Annotated in this window: 25 protein-coding genes and 3 riboswitches; of the genes, 10 read left to right on the plus strand and 15 right to left on the minus strand. The window is 62.6% G+C overall.

The annotated features are described in order from the left end of the window. The first annotated feature begins 5 nt into the window (after positions 1 to 5). A riboswitch (cobalamin riboswitch) is annotated at positions 6 to 207 on the plus strand. A gap of 117 nt (positions 208 to 324) precedes the next feature. The 4 genes from J0I79_RS05555 to fdhA all read left to right on the plus strand — a co-directional run bounded on the left by J0I79_RS05555 (position 325) and on the right by fdhA (position 4,706). Then, the gene (locus J0I79_RS05555) at positions 325 to 1,560 is read left to right on the plus strand and encodes an aromatic ring-hydroxylating dioxygenase subunit alpha (RefSeq protein WP_292855611.1); all 1,236 of its coding nucleotides are present in this window, start codon (positions 325 to 327) and stop codon (positions 1,558 to 1,560) included. 108 nt (positions 1,561 to 1,668) lie between these two features. Then, positions 1,669 to 1,875, plus strand: a riboswitch (cobalamin riboswitch). 110 nt (positions 1,876 to 1,985) lie between these two features. Then, positions 1,986 to 2,285 (plus strand): hypothetical protein, encoded by a 300-nt coding sequence (locus tag J0I79_RS05560; protein ID WP_292855612.1) that lies wholly within the window; start codon positions 1,986 to 1,988, stop codon positions 2,283 to 2,285. Between the two features lie 29 nt (positions 2,286 to 2,314). Beyond that, on the plus strand, positions 2,315 to 3,376 hold the full coding sequence (locus J0I79_RS05565) for a homocysteine S-methyltransferase family protein (RefSeq protein WP_292855613.1): 1,062 nt from the start codon (positions 2,315 to 2,317) through the stop codon (positions 3,374 to 3,376). 139 nt (positions 3,377 to 3,515) lie between these two features. After that, entirely contained in the window at positions 3,516 to 4,706 is a 1,191-nt protein-coding gene (gene fdhA / locus J0I79_RS05570; RefSeq protein ID WP_292855614.1) for a formaldehyde dehydrogenase, glutathione-independent, read from the plus strand. A gap of 163 nt (positions 4,707 to 4,869) precedes the next feature. On the opposite strand, the gene metE is transcribed toward fdhA, so the two are convergent. Continuing rightward, positions 4,870 to 7,203 (minus strand): 5-methyltetrahydropteroyltriglutamate--homocysteine S-methyltransferase, encoded by a 2,334-nt coding sequence (gene metE, locus J0I79_RS05575; protein WP_292855615.1) that lies wholly within the window; start codon positions 7,201 to 7,203, stop codon positions 4,870 to 4,872. A gap of 101 nt (positions 7,204 to 7,304) precedes the next feature. Then, positions 7,305 to 7,523: riboswitch (cobalamin riboswitch) on the minus strand. Between the two features lie 343 nt (positions 7,524 to 7,866). Between metE and dusA the strand changes: the two genes are divergently transcribed. Then, positions 7,867 to 8,862, plus strand: a complete 996-nt coding sequence (gene dusA / locus J0I79_RS05580) for a tRNA dihydrouridine(20/20a) synthase DusA (RefSeq protein ID WP_292855616.1) — start codon at positions 7,867 to 7,869, stop codon at positions 8,860 to 8,862. Positions 8,863 to 8,870: 8 nt separating this feature from the next. On the opposite strand, the gene J0I79_RS05585 is transcribed toward dusA, so the two are convergent. Continuing rightward, positions 8,871 to 9,575 (minus strand): TIGR02281 family clan AA aspartic protease, encoded by a 705-nt coding sequence (locus J0I79_RS05585; protein ID WP_292855617.1) that lies wholly within the window; start codon positions 9,573 to 9,575, stop codon positions 8,871 to 8,873. A gap of 10 nt (positions 9,576 to 9,585) precedes the next feature. Next, complete coding sequence (locus tag J0I79_RS05590; protein ID WP_013895544.1) at positions 9,586 to 9,816, minus strand: DUF1289 domain-containing protein; 231 nt, start codon at positions 9,814 to 9,816, stop codon at positions 9,586 to 9,588. Between the two features lie 199 nt (positions 9,817 to 10,015). On the opposite strand from J0I79_RS05590, the gene J0I79_RS05595 reads away from it, so the two are divergent. Further along, entirely contained in the window at positions 10,016 to 11,014 is a 999-nt protein-coding gene (locus tag J0I79_RS05595; protein ID WP_292855618.1) for a nicotinate-nucleotide--dimethylbenzimidazole phosphoribosyltransferase, read from the plus strand. 21 nt (positions 11,015 to 11,035) lie between these two features. On the opposite strand, the gene J0I79_RS05600 is transcribed toward J0I79_RS05595, so the two are convergent. Continuing rightward, on the minus strand, positions 11,036 to 11,563 hold the full coding sequence (locus tag J0I79_RS05600; protein WP_292855619.1) for a GNAT family N-acetyltransferase: 528 nt from the start codon (positions 11,561 to 11,563) through the stop codon (positions 11,036 to 11,038). 37 nt (positions 11,564 to 11,600) lie between these two features. Continuing rightward, positions 11,601 to 13,121, minus strand: coding sequence for a HAMP domain-containing sensor histidine kinase (locus J0I79_RS05605; RefSeq protein ID WP_292855620.1), 1,521 nt, complete (start codon positions 13,119 to 13,121; stop codon positions 11,601 to 11,603). 75 nt (positions 13,122 to 13,196) lie between these two features. Between J0I79_RS05605 and J0I79_RS05610 the strand changes: the two genes are divergently transcribed. From J0I79_RS05610 to J0I79_RS05625, 4 genes are all read left to right on the plus strand, one after another. Continuing rightward, positions 13,197 to 13,820 carry a thermonuclease family protein gene (locus tag J0I79_RS05610; RefSeq protein ID WP_292855621.1) on the plus strand — a complete coding sequence of 208 codons (624 nt, stop codon included), beginning with the start codon at positions 13,197 to 13,199 and terminating at the stop codon, positions 13,818 to 13,820. A gap of 33 nt (positions 13,821 to 13,853) precedes the next feature. Next, positions 13,854 to 14,465 carry a glutathione S-transferase gene (locus J0I79_RS05615; RefSeq protein ID WP_292855622.1) on the plus strand — a complete coding sequence of 204 codons (612 nt, stop codon included), beginning with the start codon at positions 13,854 to 13,856 and terminating at the stop codon, positions 14,463 to 14,465. Beyond that, the gene (locus tag J0I79_RS05620) at positions 14,462 to 15,079 is read left to right on the plus strand and encodes a uracil-DNA glycosylase family protein (RefSeq protein ID WP_292855623.1); all 618 of its coding nucleotides are present in this window, start codon (positions 14,462 to 14,464) and stop codon (positions 15,077 to 15,079) included. Before J0I79_RS05615 ends, J0I79_RS05620 begins: the two co-directional genes overlap by 4 nt. Before the next feature lie 108 nt (positions 15,080 to 15,187). Beyond that, a complete protein-coding gene (locus tag J0I79_RS05625) occupies positions 15,188 to 15,679 on the plus strand; it encodes an Lrp/AsnC family transcriptional regulator (RefSeq protein WP_006205209.1) in 492 nt (163 codons plus the stop codon). 11 nt (positions 15,680 to 15,690) lie between these two features. Here the strand turns inward: J0I79_RS05625 and J0I79_RS05630 are convergent, their stop codons facing one another. From J0I79_RS05630 to J0I79_RS05675, 10 genes are all read right to left on the minus strand, one after another. Next, on the minus strand, positions 15,691 to 16,257 hold the full coding sequence (locus J0I79_RS05630; RefSeq protein ID WP_292855624.1) for a DUF3299 domain-containing protein: 567 nt from the start codon (positions 16,255 to 16,257) through the stop codon (positions 15,691 to 15,693). Positions 16,258 to 16,367: 110 nt separating this feature from the next. Then, on the minus strand, positions 16,368 to 17,072 hold the full coding sequence (locus tag J0I79_RS05635) for a DNA alkylation repair protein (protein WP_292855625.1): 705 nt from the start codon (positions 17,070 to 17,072) through the stop codon (positions 16,368 to 16,370). A gap of 6 nt (positions 17,073 to 17,078) precedes the next feature. Then, positions 17,079 to 17,948: an NAD(P)-dependent oxidoreductase gene (locus J0I79_RS05640; RefSeq protein WP_292855626.1), complete on the minus strand. Its 870-nt coding sequence runs from the start codon at positions 17,946 to 17,948 to the stop codon at positions 17,079 to 17,081. A 109-nt stretch (positions 17,949 to 18,057) separates the two neighbouring features. Then, on the minus strand, positions 18,058 to 18,882 hold the full coding sequence (locus tag J0I79_RS05645; protein ID WP_292855627.1) for an ABC transporter permease: 825 nt from the start codon (positions 18,880 to 18,882) through the stop codon (positions 18,058 to 18,060). Next, positions 18,879 to 19,595, minus strand: coding sequence for an ABC transporter permease (locus tag J0I79_RS05650; RefSeq protein ID WP_292855628.1), 717 nt, complete (start codon positions 19,593 to 19,595; stop codon positions 18,879 to 18,881). The genes J0I79_RS05645 and J0I79_RS05650 overlap by 4 nt, the downstream gene beginning before the upstream one ends. A gap of 77 nt (positions 19,596 to 19,672) precedes the next feature. Then, positions 19,673 to 20,458, minus strand: a complete 786-nt coding sequence (locus J0I79_RS05655) for an ABC transporter substrate-binding protein (protein ID WP_137931210.1) — start codon at positions 20,456 to 20,458, stop codon at positions 19,673 to 19,675. A 159-nt stretch (positions 20,459 to 20,617) separates the two neighbouring features. Next, positions 20,618 to 21,127: a molybdopterin-guanine dinucleotide biosynthesis protein B gene (gene mobB, locus J0I79_RS05660; protein ID WP_292855629.1), complete on the minus strand. Its 510-nt coding sequence runs from the start codon at positions 21,125 to 21,127 to the stop codon at positions 20,618 to 20,620. Beyond that, positions 21,124 to 21,756, minus strand: coding sequence for a molybdenum cofactor guanylyltransferase MobA (gene mobA, locus J0I79_RS05665; RefSeq protein ID WP_292855630.1), 633 nt, complete (start codon positions 21,754 to 21,756; stop codon positions 21,124 to 21,126). Before mobA ends, mobB begins: the two co-directional genes overlap by 4 nt. A 55-nt stretch (positions 21,757 to 21,811) precedes the next feature. Next, positions 21,812 to 22,732, minus strand: coding sequence for a DMT family transporter (locus J0I79_RS05670; RefSeq protein WP_292855631.1), 921 nt, complete (start codon positions 22,730 to 22,732; stop codon positions 21,812 to 21,814). 178 nt (positions 22,733 to 22,910) lie between these two features. Then, entirely contained in the window at positions 22,911 to 23,270 is a 360-nt protein-coding gene (locus J0I79_RS05675; protein WP_292855632.1) for a hypothetical protein, read from the minus strand. Positions 23,271 to 23,291: the final 21 nt, after the last annotated feature.

Consider the following 23,291-nt stretch of genomic DNA (forward strand, 5'->3'; position numbering starts at 1 on the left):
GATGGTTAGATAATCGGGCTTAAGGTGCCCGGCCGCGCGGCGGCGGGGATAATTGGGAAGCCGGTTCGATGCCGGCGCTGCCCCCGCAACGGTAGCGGAGTTCTGTCTCGGCGAATGCCACTGGGCGACAAGCCCGGGAAGGCGCCGGGACTTGTCCGGAAGGACGGCTCCGAAGCCCGGAAACCAGCCTCGAGCCTGTTGAACTCGACTGATCGCGGTGGGCGGTCAAGGAGGCGGAAGTGCTCGGGCATGGGTCTATCGACCAAGCACCCGTGCCTTCAACCCTCTCCGCCACCGCGCAGTCCTTGAGCGCGAGGACGGAACGTGGACGTACGCACCGACATGCTGAGCCGGCTTGGGAACCGCAGCCCCGGCTTCACCCTGGAGCAGCCTTTTTACATCGACCCCGAATACTTCAAGGTTGACATGGAGCTGATCTGGTATCGCGACTGGCTGTTCGTCGGCCATGACTGCGAGATCGCCAAACCCGGCAGCTTCTTCACCGTCCAGGTTGGCGACTATCCCATCGTGATCGTGCGCGACCAGAAGGGCGACATCAATGCGTTCCACAATTCCTGTCGCCATCGCGGCAGCCGTGTCTGCACGGCCGACAAGGGGCAGGCGGCAAAGCTCGTCTGTCCTTACCACCAATGGACCTACGAACTGGACGGCAAGCTGCTGTTCGCCAGACAGATGGCCGACGGCTTCGACAAGAGCCAGTTCGGGCTGAAGCCGGTCGCCTGCGAAAGCGTCGGCGGCTACATCTTCATCTGCCTGGCGAAGGAGCCTTCGGATTTCGCGCCGACGCGGGCGGCCCTGGGACCTTATCTCACGCCGCATCGGCTGAGCGAGGCCAAGGTCGCCTTCGAGAGCACGATCATCGAGAAAGGCAACTGGAAGCTGGTCTGGGAAAACAACCGCGAGTGCTATCACTGCGCGGCCAATCACCCGGAACTGTGCAAGACCTTGTCCGAGGCGCCGGGCCTCGTCGGCATCGATGGCGATCCTGAAATGATCGAGCATTGGGACGCATGCGAAGCCGTAGGCCTGCCGAGCAGGTTCCACATCGATCCGGCCGGCCAGTATCGCGCCACGCGCGCGCCGCTGCTGCGCGATGCGCTGAGCTACACCTTGACCGGAAGGCGCGCGGTCAGGAAAAACCTCTCCGACAGCGTGCCGCTCGAGCGGATCGGCTCGTTGATGCTGTTCCACTATCCCAACACATGGAACCATGTTCTCGTCGACCAGGCGGTCTCTTTCCGGGTCATCCCGATCAGCGCCACCGAGACCGCGGTGACGACCAAGTGGCTGGTGCACAAGGATGCGGTCGAGGGCGTCGACTACGACCTCGAGGAACTCATCCATGTCTGGCAGGAAACCAACGACCAGGACCGCCGCATCGTCGAGGAAAATGCTTTCGGCATCCACTCGCCAGCCTATGAGCCCGGTCCCTATTCGGCGGTGCATGAAGAGGGGCCGATGCAGTTCGTCGACTGGTATGCGCGGTTCATCGGGCCAAGGCTGGAGGACCGCAATTTGGGCCTGCGCAACGTCGCCTGACGGCTCGGCCTGATCCAGCGGCAGAGGTTTGCTGGACCAACGGGCCAATTGTCGTCTTTGCGTTTGGCCAATGTCGTTTTCGTATGGACGGCAGCCGGACCCCGGTGATTAGATCGCCATGTTCAAGGTGCCCTTCGGCTGTCCGGCCGGAGGGATAATTGGGAAGCCGGTGAGAATCCGGCGCTGCCCCCGCAACGGTAGCGAAGCTTACGTTTCGACTTATGCCACTGGGTCCGAAAGCCCGGGAAGGTGTCGAAACGGGTCCGCAAGGACGGCTTCGGAGCCCGGAAACCAGCCTCGAACGAATTGGAACTCGACTGATCGCGGTGGGCGGTCAAGAGGCAGATGCGGATCGGCCGAAAGGCCGACAGGTCCGTGGCTTTCCTCCATCACCACCAGGTTCAGTCCTTGGCAGAAGGACGAACATGGATTCGTACAATGAAGTATCCGGGCTCGCCCCCGGCAGGCCGGGCGCCCAGCACGAGCCACGCAAGCGCGATCCGGCGACGATGGCCGCCGTTTCACCCTTGCCTCCACCGGAAGAGGTTTTCGCCGATTGGCTGCTGTCGGTGCCGCATGACGCCGATCTGGCGCACGCGGCGAGATGCCAGATCGATCTCATCGACCGACGCCTTTCGCTGCATCCCGACGTGCAGGTGTTGCGCACGCTGCTTGCCGCCGTTGCCGGCACCAGCGTCCGGGCCGCACCCGTAACCAACCTCTGAAGTCCCGCATTCTGAAAAAGGAATATCCAATGTCTGCCAAATCACCCATCCCGGCAAAGCGCGGCCTGCTCGAACGCCTCGACACCGACGCCGTCATCTGCGCCGAGGGCTATCTGTTCGAACTCGAACGCCGTGGCTATCTCCAGGCCGGGCCGTTCGTGCCCGAGGTCGTCATCGAGCATCCCGAAGCCGTGACGCGCCTGCACGAGGACTTCGTCCATGCCGGCTCGGAAGTCGTCGAGGCTTTCACCTATTACGCGCACCGCCAGAAGCTGAAAGTGATCGGCCGCGAGGACATCCTCGAGAAGATCAATCGCCAGGCGCTGCGCATCGCCAAGGATGTGGCGGACCGCGTTGGCGACCTGATGGCCGGCAACATCTGCAACACCAATGCCTATGAAGCCACGGACAAGAAGACCCATGATGCCGTGCGCGCCATGTTCGAGGAACAGATCGGCTGGGCAGTGGAGGAGGGCGCCGACTTCCTGATCGCCGAGACCATCGACTGGTATGGCGAGGCCGAGATCGCTCTCGACGTGATGAAGAAGACCGGTCTGCCGACCGTGGTCACGCTTTCGGTCCACCGCGAGGAGAAGATGTTCGATGGCGTCTCCGTCGTCGATGCCTGCAAGCGGCTGGAGGCCGCCGGCGCCGATGTGGTCGGGTTGAACTGCCAGCGCGGACCGAAGACGCTAATGCCGGTGGTGCGCAAGGTGCGCGATGCCGTGTCCTGCCATGTCGCCTCGCTGCCGGTGCCCTACCGCACGACCGAAGCGGAGCCTACCTTCCAGTCTCTGACCGACCGCGCCTGCTCCTGCATTCCCGGCAACCGGCCTTTCCCGACCGCGCTCGATCCGTTCACCTGCAATCGCTACGAATGCGCCGAATATGCCCGCGAAGCCTACGATATGGGCGTGCGCTACATCGGGCTCTGCTGCGGAGCGGCACCCCATCATATCCGCGCGGTCGCCGAGGCACTGGGCCGCACCGTTCCGGGAAGCCGTTATTCGCCCGACATGTCGAAGCACGCTTTCTTCGGCAGTGATGCGGCGATCCCGGACGCATACAAGGGCCGCCGCGTCGATATCTGAATGCGCTTCGTGCCCGGCCGATCGCGATGGAGACGGGAGTAGCGTCGCATCGGCTGGCATCACGGGAAACAGTTGCACCTGAACAAGCAGCCCGGCGGCGGACCGCCGGGCGGGAAGTCAACAGCAAGGGAGGAAGTCCATGAGCAGGAACAGAGGCGTGGTCTATGTCGGACCGGGCAAGGTGGAGGTGCGCGACATTCCGGATCCGGTTTTCGCGGCGCCGGACGGGCGCAAGATCGAGCATGCCGTGATCCTGAAAGTGATCTCCACCAATATCTGCGGCTCCGACCAGCACATGGTGCGCGGCCGCACCACGGCCGAACCCGGCCTGGTGCTCGGCCATGAGATCACCGGCGAAATCATCGAGAAAGGCAGCGATGTCGAGATGCTCGAGGTCGGCGACATCGTGTCGGTGCCCTTCAACGTCGCTTGCGGCCGCTGCCGCTGCTGCAAGGCGCAGGACACCGGCGTGTGCCTCACCGTCAACCCGGCGCGTGCCGGCGGCGCCTATGGTTATGTCGACATGGGAGGCTGGATCGGCGGTCAGGCCCGCTACGTGACGGTTCCCTATGCCGATTTCAACCTGCTCAGGTTCCGCGACCGTGACCGGGCGATGGAGAAGATCCGCGACCTCACCATGCTTTCAGACATCCTGCCGACCGGCTTCCATGGCGCGGTGAAGGCCGGCGTTGGGGTGGGGTCCACCGTTTATGTCGCGGGCGCTGGCCCGGTCGGTCTTGCCGCCGCCGCCTCTGCGCGCATTCTTGGCGCTGCGGTGGTCATGATCGGCGACTTCAACAAGGAGCGTCTGGCGCATGCGGGCAAGGTCGGCTTCGAGCCGATCGATCTTTCCGCCAGTGACCGTCTAGGCGACATGATCGCCGAGGTGACGGGTAGCAACGAAGTCGACTGCGCAATCGACGCGGTCGGCTTCGAGGCGCGCGGCCATAGCGGCGGCGAACAGCCGGCCGTTGTGCTCAACCAGATGATGGAGATCACCCGTCCGGCGGGCTCGATCGGCATTCCCGGCCTCTATGTGACGGAGGATCCCGGCGCGGTCGACAATGCCGCCAAGCACGGCAATCTGTCGGTGCGTTTCGGCCTCGGCTGGGCGAAGGCACAGTCGTTCCATACCGGGCAGACTCCCGTCGTGAAATACCATCGCCAGCTGATGCAGGCGATCCTGCACGACCGCTTGCCGATAGCCGACATCGTCAACGCCAAGGTGATCAGCCTGGAAGAGGCGGTGCAGGGCTATGAGAGTTTCGACCAGGGCGCCGCACGCAAATTCGTGCTCGACCCACACGGCGACATCCTGAACGCTGCCTGACGGCCCGCGTCCTGGAGCGGTTCAGCGTTTGATAGAATCGCTGACCCGCTCTAACTATCTGTTTTTACGCAATTCCGGACGCAAAACCGCTTCGCACTTTTGCTGGAATTGCTTTGGCCGAGGTAACGGTGCCGCCAACTATCTGCTGGCGGCACCTGACCGATTAGGCAACTGTGCGCAATTGCCTCGCCGCTTCCACCATATTGACCAGCGCCGGCCGAACCTCTTCCCAACCACGTGTCTTGAGGCCGCAATCGGGATTGATCCACAGTTGCGTGTCGCTGAGGCGCTCACGGGCCAGCGTCATCAGATCGATCATCTCGCCGACTGCCGGGACACGAGGTGAGTGGATGTCATAGACGCCGGGACCGATCTCATTCAGATACTTGTGGGTCCGGAAGGCGTCGAGAAGCTCCATCTTCGATCGTGATGTTTCGATCGAGATGACATCCGCGTCCATGGCGCTGATCGCATCGAGGATGTCGTTGAATTCCGAATAGCACATATGGGTATGGATCTGCGTGCCGTCACCGACGCCGGAGGAGGCGAGGCGGAAGCAGTCGACAGCCCAGTCGAGATAGGTCTTCCAGTCGGATTTGCGCAGTGGCAGGCCTTCACGCAAGGCTGCTTCATCGATCTGGATCATGGCGGCCTCCGCCGCTTCGAGGTCGATAACCTCGTCGCGAATGGCGAGCGCGATCTGGCGGCAGGTCTCGTTGCGCGGGATGTCGTCGCGCACGAATGACCAGTTCAGGATGGTCACTGGCCCGGTCAGCATGCCTTTCATGGGCTTTTGCGTCAGCGATTGCGCGTATTGCCACCATGCGACCGTCATCGGCCGCGGCCGCGAGACGTCGCCGAATATGATTGGCGGTCGGACGTAGCGAGATCCATAGCTCTGCACCCAGGCATGCCTGGTGAATGCGAAGCCCGAGAGCTGCTCGCCGAAATACTGCACCATGTCGTTGCGTTCGAATTCGCCATGCACCAGCACGTCGAGGCCGATTTCCTCCTGCCAGCGGACGGCCGCGGCGGTCTCCCTCTCCAGGAAGGACTGATAGTCGATATAGCTCAATTCGCCCTTGGCGTGGTCGGCGCGCGCCTTGCGCACCTGCGCGGTCTGCGGAAACGAACCGATCGTCGTGGTGGGAAAACTCGGCAGGCCGAGCTTCCGCGCCTGGAGCTCTTGGCGCGTGGCGAAGTCGCTATGCCGGTGCCGCATGGTCTCGGTGACGCCCAGCAGGCGCCCCTCGACCAATGGATCGTGAACCTTGAGCGACGATGCGCGCGATTGAACGGCTGCGGCCGATGCCTGCAACTCCTTTGAAACCACATCCTTGCCAGCGCCAAGCGCATCCGCAAGCAGCGTGAGTTCGTCCATCTTCTGGATCGAAAAGGAGAGCCAGGATCTGAGGTCAGGGTCCAGGCCGGTTTCCAGTTCCACGTCGATCGGAACATGGAGGAGCGAACAGGACGGCGCAATCTCGATCCGGTCGAGCGGCCAGCCAGCCACGATCGGTCTGATGTGGTCGAGAATGGCCGGCAGGTCCGCCCGCCAGACATTGCGACCGTCGATCAATCCGAGCGACAGGATCTGGTCTTTACGGGAGAGGCGGGAAACCGGCTCAAGCTGTTCCGGTGCCCTTACCAGGTCGACGTGTAACCCGGCCACCGGCAAGGCAAGGGCTGTTTCCAGATTGTCGCCCAGGCCGCCGAAATAGGTGGCCAGCATGATGTTGATATCCGGCACCGTCGTGGAGAACCGCTGATACGCAAGTTCGAGGCCGATACGCTCGGCCGGGTCGAGGTCGAGGGCGAGACAGGGCTCATCGATCTGCACCCACCTGGCGCCGGCTTGCGACAGTTGCTGAAGGAGTTGAACGTAAACCGTTATCAGCCTCGGCAGCAAGGATATCGGGTTGAAACCGCCACCACGCGATTTGGCCAGCTTGAGAAAGGTTACCGGCCCAAGAATGACTGGACGCGTGCGGATACCGAGAGCCGCCGCCTCACGAAACTCGCCGAGCGGCTTGGTCGAACAGAGTTCAAACGTCTGGTCGGCCGACAATTCGGGGACCATGTAGTGATAGTTGGTGTCGAACCACTTCGTCATCTCGAGCGCTGCGACACCGTTGGCATGAGGGCCATGATTGCAGGCAGCGGAGTCATGATCGCCCTGATTGCCTCGGGCCATCGCGAAATAGACATCGAGCGGAACCTCGCCGCCGGTCCAGCCATATTCTTTCGGGATCGCGCCGACCATGACGGCCGTGTCGAGGACATGATCGTAAAGCGAAAAATCGTTTGACGGGATTTTCGTGATGCCGCGATCCCGCTGCTCGATCCAATTTGCGGCGCGGAGTTTCTTGGCCGCTTCGAGCAGGTCGGCGGCCGAGGTTTTCCCGGACCAATAGCTCTCCAGCGCAGCCTTGAGCTCGCGGCGACGGCCGATGCGAGGAACGCCAAGAGTGGCGACCGGAACTGTAGGAATAGACATGGCATACCCCATTTGGTTGGGGGCATGGGTCAAGCGGATGCGTGCAAGGGAAGGCGGCCGAAGCTGCCATCTGCATGCTACCACCGGGACACCCCGCCCGTGGACGTTCAATTCGTCGGGGCAGGTCTCCTGGCTCGCGGGTCGTCGCCCCTGTCCGTCTTCCCAGGCCGAACGCCTCAGTGACTTGTTGGACAGCGGCTCGCCGCTCACAGTTGCGGGGGCAGCTCCGGTATCGCTGTGGCCAAGGCCATGCTCACCGGATTCCCTCTTAGCTCCAGTCGCTCTAATACGATTGGAGAACCACGACGGGCGCATATTCGGCCAGCGCAGCATCGATGTCAAGAAAGATATAAAGAGATGCTTATGTCGTTATAGACATGGCGAAAGAGGACGGCCGTCATGCCGCCGATGGCTTGCCTACGATAAGTTCCCCGAAGGTTTTCAAACGCGCTATACGGGACTCGGCCGGCGTCTCCCCGCGATCGGCTTGGGGCTCCGTTTCGGTCGCCCAACGCGGTTTGTCGTCATAGCGCAGGAAGGTCTCGCTGACCTTTGCGATGGATTTGGACAGGTCAGGACCCGAACGAGAGCTGAAAAAGGTCGTATTCTGGCGTAAATTCGTGTGAACTTGGTAGGCTCCAAGATTTTGCTGTTAGACGAAAAATGTTGAAAAATCAAGACCATAGAGTAGCCGTCGCCCCCATGATGGACTGGACGGACCGCCATTGCCGGTTCTTCCATCGCCAGCTGACGACGCGCGCGCTGCTCTACACCGAAATGGTGGTGGCTGACGCAATCATTCATGGCGCGCGCGAGAAGCTCCTCGCTTTCGACGGGGTCGAGCATCCGGTCGCGCTGCAGCTCGGGGGCTCCGATCCGGCAAAGCTCGCCGAGGCGGCCCGCATCGGCGAGGCCTTCGGCTATGACGAAATTAACCTCAACGTGGGCTGTCCGTCCGATCGCGTCCAGTCGGGCATGTTCGGCGCCTGCCTGATGAAAGTGCCCGACCTCGTCGCCGACTGCGTGGCGGCGATGAAGGCGGCGGTCAATATCCCGGTTACCGTCAAATGCCGGATCGGTGTCGACGAACAGGATCCGGAACCAGCGCTCGATGCGTTGGCCGACGGCGTTTTCGATGCCGGCGCCGATGCCTTGTGGGTGCATGCGCGCAAGGCATGGCTGGAAGGGCTGAGCCCCAAGGAAAACCGCGACATCCCGCCGCTGGACTATGATAGGGTCTATCGGCTGAAGGGCAGAAAGCAAAATAAATTCATTGGTATAAATGGTGGCGTTCAGTCGCTTGAAGAGGTGCGGGCGCATCTTGGCCATGTCGACGGCGCCATGCTTGGCCGCGCCGCCTACCACACACCGGGCATTCTCGCCGGCGTCGACGCTGCTTTCTACGGCGCGACGCCCGGGACATTTGACTTCGCATCGCTGATCGATGCGATGGCGCGATACGCGGCGCGCCACATCGAACAGGGCGGCCGGCTTGGTCATGTCACCCGTCATATGGTCGGGCTGTTCCATGGGTTGCCCGGCGCACGTCGTTACCGCCAGATACTCTCCACCGACGCGACTCGGCCTGGCGCAGGTCCGGACGTGCTGAAGACGGCGTTCGCGGCCGTCGAGCTTGATCGGGCGGCGGAAGCGGCCTGACTCAAATCTCAGTCCCTGAGGATCATCCGGTCGCCGCGCACATCGAAGCCCGACAGCGAGCCGATGAAGTTCATGCCGAGCAGGCTTTGGCTGAGCATGCCGGGTGCGGCCACCATCACCGACATGTCCTTGCGCACGATGCCGCCGATCGCCACCTGGTCGGTCCTGACGGCCGCGGCACGCGCCATGCCGTTGGCGGTCGAAACCGGGATCGTGTAGTTGAGCGCCGCCGGATTGAACCCCGCGGCCTGTGCGTCTTCCGATGTCAGCACCGTGCTGGTGGCGCCGGTGTCGACGACGGCCCTGACCGGATTGCCGTTGACCAGGATGCGTGCCTCGAAATGACCATTGTCCGCCTTGTCGAGCGTGACGGTTGCATGGCCGTTCTCGACACCGAGTGCCAGTGGGCTGCCGGGAACCAGGCCGGCGGTCACACGGCTGGCGACGTCCTGCAACTCATAGCGGTACTGGTAGCCGGCAATCAGCGCCAGCACGATGGCCGCCCAGGCGCCGAGGTTGCGGACCGTGGTTCCCAACGGCGTCGATCGGAGCAGGCCGGCGCCGACAAGGGCGCCGAAGGCACCGAACCATATCAAGCGGCTGAAATCGTAATTCTCAATGCCGAGCGTGCTGCCGGCGGAATCGTTGAGCATGAGCAGAGCTGCCCCCACGCCGATCACCGCCATCAGTACCCAGAACAGCCGGTTGCTCATACGTGCCTCGCTAGAGTGCGTCGCGTTCGCGCGCCATGCGGGTGCGGCGCGTTTCGCGGCGCGGCCGGCGCTCGACGGTCTCAAGCCGGGCTGGCAGCTCGGCCATAACGCTGCGGCGCGTCTCCGGTGTCATCCCCATCCAGGCGCCGATTTCCTCACGCGTGCGACCGCAACCGAAGCAGAAGCCGGTTTTCATGTCGATGGAACAGACCAGGATGCAGGGGGATTCGATGGCCGTCATCACTTTCTCTCGAGGGACCCGGTCGGGAATCCGCTCTTCCACCTCCACATGGTGCAACGCTAAGGCCAATGCAAGCCCTCGCGATCGCGCCTCCCGCGGTCGGCCTCGCGGCAATCGAGGAGGACGGTCAGGGGAGGTTGTGCCGATCACACAAGGCGGGTATGCCGCTCACCAGTTCCAGGAATGATTTGCCCGCGACATGACCAGTGCCCTGCCTTTCGACGATTTTCGTAACCTGCTGGACAAGCTTCCGGCAGCCGACGCCACGGCCGAGGCACGGGTGCGCACGCTGTTTGCCAAGGCCGACAAGCCGCGAGGCTCACTTGGCCGTATCGAGGATGTCGCTGCCTGGCTCGCTGCCTGGACCGGCCGGGCTCCGCCCGCCGTGACAAAGCCCCTGATGGCGGTCTTTGCCGGCAATCACGGTGTTGTCAGGCATGGCATTTCACCCCGCCCGGTGGCGGCGACGGCCAATGAAGTCGAGCTTTGCGCGGCCGGTGGCGCCGCGATCAACCAGATCTGCATCGCCAACGATCTTGGGCTGAAAGTCTTCGACCTCGCACTGCATATCCCGACCGCCGACATCACCGAGGATGCCGCCCTCGATGAACGCGGCTGTGCGGCAACCATGGCCTTCGGCATGGAGGCGATTGCCGGCGGCACGGACCTGCTTTGTCTCGGCGACCTCGGGGTTGGCAATTCGACTGTCGCTGCTGCCTTGCTCGCCGCGCTGTTCGGGGGCGCGGGCGCCGACTGGGTCGGGCCTGGCTCGGGCGCCGATGCGGCGATGCAAGCCCGCAAGGCCGATGTGGTCGATGCCGCGCTGGCTTTTCATCGCGGCCACCTCGGCGATCCGCTCGAAGTGCTGCGGCGCGTCGGCGGGCGCGAATTCGCGGCGATCGCGGGCGCGATCCTCGCGGCGCGCATGCAGAAGATTCCTGTGCTGCTCGACGGCCTTGCGGCAACGGCTGCCGCAGCGGTTTTGCATGCCGTGAATCCTGCTGCGACCGATCATTGCCTGCTTGCCAGCCTGTCGCCGGAGCCCGCGCATGGCCGGGCGGCCGAGCACCTCGGGCTGCGCCCGCTGCTCGATCTCAGCATAAGCCACGGCGAAGGAGCAGGGGCCGCTCTTGCCGCGGGCCTGGTCAAGGCAGCGGCACTTACCAGCTCGGGCATGGCCGCGGCGGTGCGTGGCTAGAGCCCAGCAAGAGTTGCGGTTTCAACGCAGGCGATTTGGTATCCGGTAGACCACGGCCGTGTATTTTGCATTGGAGCGGCTGCCGACAACCGAGCCTCCAAGGCTTTCGGCAACTTTTCGGCTGGCGATATTCATTTCCGCGACCGGATATTCAAAACACTCCGGGTCGAGGTGTTCGATCGCCCATTCGGCAACAGCGGCCACAGCCTCTCCGCCGATGCCTCTTCCCTGAGAATCTTCCCTGATCCAGATGCCGAGCTCCGGGCATTGGGTCTTCGCCGCGTGAAGGCCGACAAGCCCGAGACAGCGATGATCCGCCAACGAACGCACGACGAAATGCAGATCCGACCCATCGACGATCGGCGCCAACCAGGATCGCCATACCTTCGCAAATTCCGCAGCCGATCGAGGCGCCTCCCACTGCATGAAACGGGTTATCGCCGGGGTGATGGCCGTAAAGACCTCTTCGGCATCGGCAGCCGTAAACAGCTTCAGGCGAAGCCGCTCCGACCGTATTTCAACGAGGCTGGCGTCCCAATCCGTCGTCATCGCGTTTCCGTTGTGGGTTGCGCGCACGCCGAAGGCGCTACCGCCGCCTGGCCGCGACGGCGGCGGTGGGCAGCGCCGGCAGTTCTTCCATCACCCGGCTCAGCGGGAAGATGGCGATCGCCTCCGTACCCTCGCGAAGCTTGGAGTGAAGCTCGAACTCGCCGCCATGCATGGCGAGCAATCCCTGCACGATCGGCAGGCCAAGGCCGGTGCCCTGTTCGGCGCTCTTGATCGCGATCGAGCCCTGGCCGAAGGCCGAAAGCACGACCGGGATTTCGTCCTCGGGAATGCCGGGACCATTGTCCCTGATCGAAATATACTGGCCGCCGCCGGCGGTCCAGCCGACGCGGACACGGATTTCCCCGCCGGTGGCGGTGAACTTTATGGCATTGGACAGAAGGTTGAGCGTGATCTGGCGTACCGCGCGCTCGTCGGCGAACAGTCGCGGCAGGGTCTGCTCGAAATCCTGGACGACACGTATGTCCTTGTTGCGCGCCTTCAGCTCCATCATGTGGCAGCAGTCTTCGACGATGTTGAGCAGCATCACCGGCTCCTCATTGAGCTGGTAGCGGCCGGCTTCGATGCGCGAAAGGTCGAGGATTTCATTGATCAGGTCGAGCAGGTGCTGGCCGGAATCATGCACGTCATGGGCGTAGTCGCGATAGGTCGGGTTGCTCATCGGTCCGAGCACCTCATTCGCCATCACCTCGGAAAAGCCGAGGATGGCGTTGAGCGGCGTGCGCAATTCGTGGCTCATCGAGGCGAGAAAGCGCGACTTCGCCAGATTGGCGTCCTCGGCGCGGCGCCGAGCCTCGTCCGACATCGACTTGGCCGTCTCCAGTTCGGCGATCAGGGCGTCCTTTTCGGAGCGGAACGACAACAGCATCAGCGAGGAACTGTTCAGGTGCCGGGCGACGTAGGCGAAGAAGGGCAGGGACAGGACGAGCAGTGCGGCCATGATCCCCTCGACCGGCATCCACAGCCTGTAGCCGGCATAGGCATAGAGCGCCACCGGAACGGCAAAGGTCGCAAGCAGCGCGCCGCGCAGCGACGAGGCCATGACCGCGGTGCCCGCCATGGCAAACAGCAGCACCACCGCCTTGATCACCTGGAACTGCTCGACAGCGCAGGCGTCGCAGCCCAGCAGGACGAACCAGGCCCAGCCGAGGCCACAGAGGAAGTGACCGACGAGGAATTCCCTTCGCGCCTGCAGGGGGTTGAGCCCGGACGCTTCGGTGCGTTCGATCCTGCGCGCCATGAAGGCGACGATCGTATAGCAGGTGAGTGTGAACAGCGCCCACAATCCGATCTCGTTGCCGACGCCGACAAGCCGGCCCGCCGCCGCGATCGCCAGCACAAGCAGCGGAATGACCACCGCGCCGCCCGTCATCGCCCGGGCGTGGAGCTTCAAAAGTTCGCGGTCGAAATCGGGATTGCCTGCCTGCTGCGAAAGACGGTCGCGCGTCTTGCGGACCGCGCGCGCGACATCGCTGTTGCGATGCCGTTTCATGCGGTCCACAATGAACTTGTCCGCTGTGTTCGAGCGTTGCAAGGGCATCAAAAACTTCAATTTATGCGTGCAGCGGTTTCAAGTGTTAAGCTACGTTCGAATGATTAACCAACCGTTTGCCATATGAGCTTTTACCGGTCGCCAAACTCGCGCCGGCGGTATGCGGCGCCGCGCCCGAGAAGCCTGTGGCACAGATTGGCGGATTATGGACTGGCGGCCATTATTCTGGGGCTGCTGATCCTGCTGGCGGCCCGCCTCGACCGGGTGGAAACGCGCAGCACACAAGGTGCGGCAATCATCAATGACGGCGATTCGATCACGCTCGGCACGGAGCGTATCCGCATGCGCGGCATCGATGCGCCGGAGTACACCCAGACCTGCCGCAGGAACGGCGCCGATTATCCCTGCGGCACGCTGGCGCGACAGTCGCTGGTACGGCTGATCGCGGGGCGGCCAGTCACCTGCAGCGGCTGGCAGAAGGATCGCTACGGCCGGTTGCTCGGCGACTGCAAGGCCGGCGACACCAACCTTAACCGCGCCCAGGTCGAAGCGGGCTGGGCGGTGGCCTACGGCGATTTCGAGCGCGAGGAGGCCGCAGCTCGCGCCGCGAAGGCTGGCATCTGGGCGGGTACGTTCGACATGCCAAAGGACTGGCGAGCCAGCCATCACGGCCAGGTCGTCGAGCGAAAGCACGGCACGCTGGCGTCGATCGGCGACGCGGTGCGCGAAATTTTTCGTTTCTGGTAAGGCGTATCGGCTTCGATGACAAAGGAGGATCAAATGAAGCTCTTCGATGGCGGGCGGGCGCCTAATCCGCGCCGGGTTCGTGTTTTCCTCGCCGAGAAGGGAATCACGGTCCCGATGGTGCCCATCGATATGGGGGCGCTGGAGCATAGGAACCGGGTGGTCAGCGAGCGCAACCCCTTGCAACGCCTGCCGGTGCTGGAACTCGACGACGGTACCATCCTGACGGAATCCGTCGCCATCTGCCGCTATTTCGAGGAGTTGCATCCGGAGCCCGCGCTGTTCGGCCGGGGCGCGCTCGGCAAGGCCAGGGTCGAGATGTGGCAGAGGCGGATGGAGTTCAACCTGCTTAGTTGCGTCGCCCAGGCCTTTCGGCACATCCATCCGGCGATGAAGGAGTGGGAGATTCCGCAGATTCCCGAATGGGGCGAGGCCAACAAGCCGAAGGCTGTCGAGTTCCTGAAGCTCCTCGATGGCGAACTGGCGAACCACGAATTCGTCGCCGGTGATGCCTATTCGATTGCCGATATCACCGGTCTGGTGGCTGTCGATTTCATGAAGCCTGCACGCATCAAGGTGCCGGAGAAATGCACCAATGTGTTACGCTGGCATGAGGCGATTTCCAGCCGGCCGAGTGCCGCCGCTTGAGTGCTGACCTGGACAGCCTGGCGGCGAAAATCAGCAGTTGCCGCGTCTGCGTCGAACATCCGATCGGGCGGCCCTTGCCGCACGAGCCGCGACCGGTGCTGCGGCCGTCGTCGAGCGCGCGCATTCTCATCGCCGGCCAGGCGCCCGGAACCAAGGTGCATCTGTCTGGCATGCCGTTCACGGATGCTTCCGGCGACCGTTTGCGCGACTGGCTTGATGTGACCAAGGACGAGTTCTACGACACCGAAAAGTTCGCCATCGTGCCAATGGGTTTCTGCTTTCCCGGCCAGGATGCCAAGGGCGGCGACCTCCCGCCCAGGCGCGAATGTGCTGCGACTTGGCTCGCACCCTTGATGGCCCTGATGCCGGCAATCGACATGGTGCTGACAATCGGCATCTACGCGCAGAGCTGGCACATGGGCGCCGCGCGCCGCTCTTCCCTGACGGAAACGGTGATGGACTGGCGTGCGATATGGGAGAATTCCGCCGGCCGCAAAGTGCTGCCGCTGCCGCATCCCTCCTGGCGCAACACGGGGTGGCTGAAGCGCAATCCGTGGTTTGAAATGGATTTGCTGCCTTTCCTGCGATCGGAAATCCGCTATCGCATTGGTTAGTCATTCAGCAAGAAATCACTCGCATTTGCGACGATCGGCAGAATTTCTTTCTTGTTAAAGCCGGAAATAAGAGGGAATATGGGGAAACTATTCCCTCAGGAGCTTCCGATGGACCGCCTTGACCGAAAAATTCTTCGCCTCCTGCAGGAGGACGCGACGCTCGCGGTCGCCGATGTCGCCAAGAAAGTCGGCCTGTCCACCACGCCGTGCTGGCGCCGCATCCAGAAGCTCGAGGAGGAGGGCGTCATCAAGCGGCGCGTCGCCATCCTCGACCATGAAAAGGTCAATGTGCGTGTCACCGTTTTCGTGTCGATCCGCACCAATTCGCACAGCCATGAATGGCTTCGGCGGTTTTCCGAGGTCATCCAGGAGTTTCCCGAGGTGGTCGAATTCTACCGCATGAGCGGCGACGTCGATTATCTCCTGCGCGTCGTGGTGCCCGACATTGCCGCGTACGACGCTTTCTACAAGCGGCTGATCGCCAAGATCGAGATTCGCGACGTGTCGTCTTCCTTCGCCATGGAGCAGATCAAGTACACGACCGAAATCCCCCTCGACTACATGGTGCTGGACAAGGAATCGGGCGCCAACGCGGCCTGAGACAGAGCTCGTTAGTTCTTCTTTTTGTTGAGGAAACTCCAGGGCGAGTTCACCGGCAAGGTGATGGTATCAGGCACTGTGTCGACGCTCGCCACCTCCGCCTTGCGCACGCTGTAGCCGGACTGGATGACGCTGACGCCATCGAGGATGAACAGCTGACTTTTCTCCATGTCCGGTTTCAGGGAGCCAGTGACGGCGACAGGTTCGTAGGCTTCCGACATTTTGTAGGGATGGGCTGGCGTTACCAGAACGATCTGGTTGGGCGGCGGCGTTGGCATATGGCTGCACGCACCGGTCCAAGGCACCAGCAGGAATTGATAGACGAGATCCCCGTCGCGATCCACAGGCAGTGCATAGCCGGCTAATTGAACGGTTTTATCCTCGAGATTGACCGACAGTGTCTCGCCGTGATCCGGCAGTTTCGCGGCGATCATGGGCAGGCCGGCGTCTTCGGCGATCGCCTGGGTTGCCGGGCGCAGATCCTTCCAGAAGATGTGCATGGTTTCGGCGGAGGCACCGGCCGCGGGCGCCGAGAGTAGGGCCGCGAGCGCCAGGATCGATTTGAGATGGATGCTCATGCCGCTTCCTTTGCCCGGGAGTAAAGACGCCGGGGCCGATGACGTCAATGCTCGGGCCGGATCACATGTCGGCGAGAGCCCGCCATGGCCGTTGCCGGGAAACTGCCTTGTCAGTTTCCTTTGGCTGCGATCCGCGCAATCGTCTTGGCATCCGACAATTCCTTGACAGCGTCCTTGCCGATCCAGCGTTCCGTCCTGTTCGCGGAGCTTGCCAGTTTCTGCGCCAGGCCGAGGGCAGGGGCATGCAAACCGGCCGACCGCTTGCCGATCTGCCGCAACGCCCAGTTGACCGCCTTCCTGACGAAATTGCGTTCATCGCCCGCATGCGCCTCGATCAAGGGCAGATACGACAGGAAGGTCGCGTCCGGCTCCTTCTTCAGATGCACGGCAGCCCATGCCAGCATGGCGAACGCCGTACGGCGGACGAATTCGCGGTCATCTGGCGCGAACTCCTTGATCAATTCGTGCCAGAACGGCGTATCGACGAACAGGTCCGAGACAGTATCGACGATCTCCCAGCTATCGAAATCGCCAGCCCAGCGACGGCATTCGTCGATTGCGATCTTCTTCGGCTCACCCGTGAACGCAGCCATCAGTCGCGCTTCGCGAATGCCGCTGTCCCAAAGCGCCAACGACCGCTCGTGGTTGCGTTTCACCTTGCGCGCCAGGGGACGCAAGTCCGTATTGCCGACACCGAGCGCCGTCGCCGTATTGATGCCGAACCGCGTCATGCCCAAGCGGTTCTCCTCGGTGCCGATCGCGCGCAGATGGTCGACAATATCCTGCGCGGTCCAGCCTGGGGCGGGCAGGGACATCGCCGCCTACTTCTCCAGCCGCGCCAGCAGCGAGGATGTGTCCCAGCGCTTGCCGCCCATGGCCTGCACGTCCTTGTAGAACTGGTCGACAAGCGCGGTCACCGGCAGGCTGGCGCCATTGCGGTTTGCTTCCGCGAGGCAGATGCCGAGATCCTTGCGCATCCAGTCGACGGCAAAGCCGAAATCATATTTGCCGGCGTTCATCGTCTTGTGCCGGTTTTCCATCTGCCAGGAGCCGGCCGCGCCCTTGGAAATCACCTCAATGACCTTCTCGATGTCGAGCCCGGCCTTCTTGCCGAAATGGATGCCTTCCGAAAGGCCCTGCACAAGTCCGGCGATGCAGATCTGGTTGATCATCTTGGTCAACTGGCCGGCGCCCGCAGGCCCCATCAGCCCGACCATGCGGGCATAGGCGTCGATGACCGGCCTGGCCTTGTCGAAAGCAGCCTGCTCGCCGCCGACCATGACGGTCAGCACGCCGTTCTCGGCCCCGGCCTGGCCGCCGGAAACCGGTGCGTCGAGAAAGGAAAATCCGCCAGACTGGGCGGCTTGAGCCAGTTCACGCGCGACCTCGGCCGAAGCCGTGGTGTTGTCAATGAAGATGGAGCCCTTCTTCATCGCCTGGAAGGCGCCTTCCGGGCCTGTCGTGACCGAACGCAGATCGTCGTCATTGCCGACGCAGGAAAAGACGAAATCCTTGCCCTCGGCGGCTTGCGCCGGCGTCGCGGCGGAACTGCCGCCATGTTGGGCAACCCACTGTTCGGCTTTCGCGCGGGTGCGGTTGTAGACGGTGACGTCGTGGCCGCCCTTGTTCTTCAGGTGCGCGGCCATGGGATAACCCATGACGCCAAGACCGAGAAATGCCACCGATGCCATTGTCCATCCTTCCGGGAAACAGGATTTGAGTTGGCGAAGCTCTAGGCCCTGTGGCGGATACGTCAAGGTACGCACCGCCCGATCGGCTGGCACAGACCGGCCCGGCAACTCAGCGGTGCAGATGTACTGTGATCCGGCGCTCGATCCATTCGACGCCATGGCGCAGAATCTCGACCATCACCAGATAGACGATGGCGACCCAGACATAGGCCTGGAAATCGAAGGACTTGGCATAGGCGAGCTTTGCGTTCCCCATCAGGTCGTAGACGGTGATGATGGCCACGATCGCCGAGGCCTTGATCATCAGCACCAGTTCATTGCCGTAGGGCCGCAGCGCCACGATGATCGCCTGTGGCAGGACCACCTTGCGCAGTGTCTGCAATTTGTGCAGGCCGAGCGAAGCCGCTCCCTCCCACTGGCCCCTCGGCACACTCTCGATGGCGCCGCGCAGGATCTCGGCCTGATAGGCGGCCGTGTTGAGCGCGAAGGCAAACACGCCGCAGTTGAAGGCCTCACGGAAGAACCACCACAGACCCACCGATTCGAGCTGCACCCGGAACGAACCCAACCCGTAGTAGATCAGATAGACCTGGACCAGCAGCGGCGTGCCGCGGAAGAAATAGACGTAGCAGTAGGCGAGCCCGGACAAAAACCGGTTCCTGGACATACGGCAATAGGTAACGGGCAATGAAAGGATGGCCCCAAGAATCATCGAAATGACCACCAGCGCCAGCGTGGTTCCCAATCCCTGCAGATAGGCTGGCGCGTATCTGGCGAAGAACTCTCCGTTCCAGGCGCCGATCAGATAGGCGATGATACCGAAGCCGAAGGCGATCCAGAAACCAACGAGCAGATAGCCGATGATACGCGCGCGTGGCCAGCCGCGCGCCTGTGGCGGAGGCCGGTCGACATCGATGGCTTGGCTGACGCTCATCGTGCCTCCCTCCGTCCCAGCGAACGCAGGATAAATCCGGTGGCGATCGACGAGAGGATGGCCAGGGCAAGAAAGACCAGCGCCGCGAAACTGTAGAAGAGAAAGGCATGCTTGGTGACGCGTGCCGCAACGCCGGCATTGCGCAAGGTCTCGGCAAGATTGACGACGGAGACCAGGGCCGTATCCTTGAGCAGGCTCAGCCAGCAATTCTCGAGGCCTGGAAAGGCGATGCGCAGCAGCTGCGGCAGGATAACCTTGCGCATTGTCTGCCATTTCGACAACCCAATGGCGTAGCCGCCCTCATACTGGCCCTTGGGAATGGCGCGAAAGGCGGAAAGGAAAACCTCGCTGCTGTAGGACGAGAAGATCAGCGACAGCACGATCATGCCGGCAATGAAGCTGTCGACATCGATCGTCGCCTCCGGCTTGAACAGCCGGATCACATATTGCAGCAGGATGGGCATGCCGAAGAAGAACAGGAAAAGTGTCACCAGTTCCGGCAGGCCGCGAAAGACAGTGGTGTAGATGTTGGCCGCAAGCCGCAGCGATGGTTCTTCGGACTGCTTGGCCCAGGCAACGAAAAAGCCGATGGTCAGGCCGATCGGCAGCGTCGCCAGAGCGAGCGCGATGGTGACCAGGGCGCCATAGGCAATATCGTCACTCCAGCCATCGGGTCCCCAACTGAGCAGTGTCCATATGCTTTGGGCTGGCATTGACGGGTCTTGTCTCCACGATGGTCAGAGATAAGCGAAGGGCGGCGGGGTGTCCCCCGCCGCCCTCGGCATAATGATCAGGACTCGCTGCCGTAGACGTCGAACTTGAAGTACTTATCGTTGATTTCCTTGTACTTTCCATTCTTCCGAATGGCGTCGATGGCGGCATTGAGCTTGTTGACCAGGTCGGTCTCGCCCTTGCGTACGGCAATGCCGGCGCCCGGTCCGAAGATTTCGACCGGTTGCGGCTTCGGCTGACCGAGGATCTTGCAGCAGGCGCCATCAGGCGAATCCAGCCACTGCTGCAGGACCACGATATCGTCCTCGATGGCGTCGAGACGGCCGTTGGCGAGATCGGCCTGTTCCTCGGGGCTGCTCGGATAACCCTTGACCGTGCTGTCGGTGTAGGTCTTCGAGGCATAGTTGAAGTGGGTGGTCGTCGTGGCGACGCCGATCGTCTTGCCGGCGAGATCTTCCTTGGTCACGCCCTTGAGCGTGGAATCCTTCGGCACGGCGATCGCCGACGGCGTGTTGTAGTACTTGTTCGAGAAGTCGACCTTCTCCTTGCGCTCGGGCGTGATCGACATCGAGGCGACGATGGCGTCGAACTTGCCGGCCTGCAGCGCCGGGATGATGCCGTCCCAATCCTGCGCGACGAAGGTGCACTTGACCTTCATCTCATCACAAAGCGCCTTGGCGATGTCGATGTCGAAGCCGACGAGCTGGCCGTCGGAGGTCAGATTGTTGAAGGGCGGGTAGGCGCCCTCGGTGCCGATCCTCAGGGTCTTTTCCTGGGCTTGGGCTACGCCGAGCGTCAGCAGCGCGGCCGATGCGGCGAGCGCGATACGCAGTGCAATACGCATGATAGTCCTCTCTTTATGGTCCCGGCCGTCGTTCCGAAACGGCTCTGTGGGGCGGTGCTTTTGACCGCCCGCTGGGCGCGATACTCCCACTCTTTCCAAGAAAAAAGCAACTGCAAAACCGCGAAAATCGGTAATGACGTTCTGCCGTTACGTTACATCTCAAGCAACGAGGCCGGTCGTGCGCTCGATGAAGTCGACTATCGATTTCGCGTCGTCGAGATCGAACACCGGCAGGCTCCCGTCCGCGACGGCGAAATCGGCGGCGACGGCAACAATATTGGGATCATTTGCCGAAAGCGGCGTCTGGTCCTTGGCGTCCATCCGCCGGGTTTCGATCTTGCGATGCGATTCGCGCTTGTAGCCTTCCACCAGCACGATGTCGCAAGGTGCCAGCCGTGACAGGATGGCATCCAGCGGCGGCTCGTCCTCGCCGCGCAACTCGTGCATCAGCGCCCAGCGATTGCCGGACACGATCGCGACCTCGGTGGCGCCCGCTTGACGATGACGAAAGGAGTCCGCGCCCGGCTTGTCGATGTCGAAATCATGATGGGCATGCTTGATCGTCGAGACCTTCCGGCCGCGGCGCACAAGCTCCGCGACCAACTTCTCGGTCAGTGTTGTCTTGCCGGAGTTCTTCCAGCCGGTGATGCCGAAGACGGGTCTGCTCATGGGCTCATGCTCTGCAACAGGCGTTCCGCTTGGGCAAGGTCGTCAGGCAAATTGATGTTGAAGAATGGATCGATCTGACTTTCCCCGGCTTGCCGGAGCGGAAATTCCACCTCGACGTGACCGTGACGCTCGATGAAGGCGGAGACGCGCCTGTTGTCCTCATCGACCAGGAAACGCCGCAAAGCCTCGCGGCATCCGACCGGCCACAGCGCGAAGGTGGGGTGCTGCCGCCCGGCCGAGCAGGGGACGGCGATCGCACCGGGCTGCTTATCCGCTGCCGCGGTCAGGCGGCAGACAAGCTCCGGCGGCAGGAAAGGCGTATCGCCGGCGGCCGTGACGATTGCCTTGCATGACGTGTAGGCGGCGGCCCATTCGAGGCCGGTCAGGACGCCGGCAAGCGGTCCGGCAAAACCTTCGACAATGTCGGCGAGAACGGGCAGTCCGAAAGCGGAAAACCGTGACGGGTCACCATTGGCGTTCAGCGCCAGGGTTTCGGTCTGCGGAGCCAAACGCGACAGGACCTGGTCGAGCACGCAACCATTGCCGAGCGGCAGCAGGCTCTTGTCGCCGCCGCCCATTCGCCTCGACTGGCCGCCGGCCAGAATGACGCCTGCTATGCCTGACTTCATGTGGCGGAGCCTGTACGCATACGGGCGAAAATCGCAAGCCGCTTCAAGAGGGCGGCTAAATGCCGTCCGGCGCCATTGCCGGGCCGGTGCTCTCGGCGACGATCCTGCGCCGGCCGACAATCCGCTCGCGATAAAGCGCATAAAGGCCCGAGCCGACGACGATGGTGGCGCCGGCGATCATCGGCATATCCGGGAAGTCGCCGAAGACGATGAGGCCAAGCAGGATGGACCAGAGGAGCGCCGTATAACGGAACGGCGCGATGAAGGAGATTTCGCCCGAGCGCATCGCCATGATGATGAACTGGTAGCCGATGAGAACCAGCACCGCCGCCAGCGCCAGTAGCGCCGTGCTTTGGCCTGTCATGGGCGTCCAGCCGCCCATCGGCGACAACAGCACCGCGCCGACGATGGTCATGGCAAATGCGGTGGCGGTCGAGACCAGCATGGTCGGTATGGTTTGAGGGATGCGCTTGGTGGCGAGATCGCGCACGGTGCAGCATGCGACGCTGGCCAGGGCCCAGATAGAATAGCTGCTGAACCCGTCGAAGCCAGGCCGCACAATGACCAGCACGCCGACAAAGCCGGTGGCGATCGCCAGCCAACGACGCCAGCCCACCGTTTCGCCGAAAAACAGCGCGGCGCCCATCGTCACCGCCAGCGGCAGCGCCTGGAGAACGGCAGACACACTGCCGATCGGCAGATGGGCAAGCGCCACCAGGAACGACACCGTGCCGCCGGCTTCGCCAAGCACACGCAGCGCCACCAGCGGCTGCAGCATCCGGCCTAGTTCCGAAAGCGCACCACGCTGCCAGGCGAGCACGCCGACAAAGAGCGACGCAAATGCCCCCCTGATCAGCATGACCTGCGCCATGTTCATTGAATGCGACGAGTATTTGGTGATGGCGTCGTTGAGCGTGAAGCCAACCATCGCCACCATCATGAACAACGCGCCGCGAAGATTAGGTGAAAGGGGCACAATGTCTACCGGTTGCCTAGGCAAGCAAGCCTGTAACAGTCCGCTGCGAAACAGCAATGGCAAACAGCTGTGCCAGCACCAAGTAGTATCATCCCCGGCGTGAATTCAGTCTTGCATCAGGTACGCCCGTTTCGGAAGGCGACCACGCCTCCCGAAAGCCAACCGGCCGCAAGGATGGCTATTTCTTCGGCGTCAGCACCTCGGTGCCGTTACCGTCCTTGCCGGCGATGGTCCACAGGCCATGCAGCGAGCCATCCTCATCGACCTTGTAGACGACGAGGCCGATATCCTTGCCCATGACGTAGCCGGCGGAAAAGGCGTCGTCATTGCGCATGCAGATGCCGTCGGAGGATGAACCGCCGGTCTCCCAATGGATCGTGCAGGTGGTTTCGCTGGTCAGCGTGATCGTCGCCTCGCCGCCATATTTCGAGCCATCGAAATTGGTGCCGGCGACGGTATAGGTGCCGCCGATCGACTGAGCCGCCGCGGGCAGAGCCGTGAAGCCGAGCAACGCAAGACAAAGAATGAGTTTGCGCATGACGTGTTCCCCCAATGAGCG

This window comes from Mesorhizobium sp. (assembly GCF_017306585.1).
Classification (GTDB): Bacteria; Pseudomonadota; Alphaproteobacteria; order Rhizobiales; family Rhizobiaceae; genus Mesorhizobium.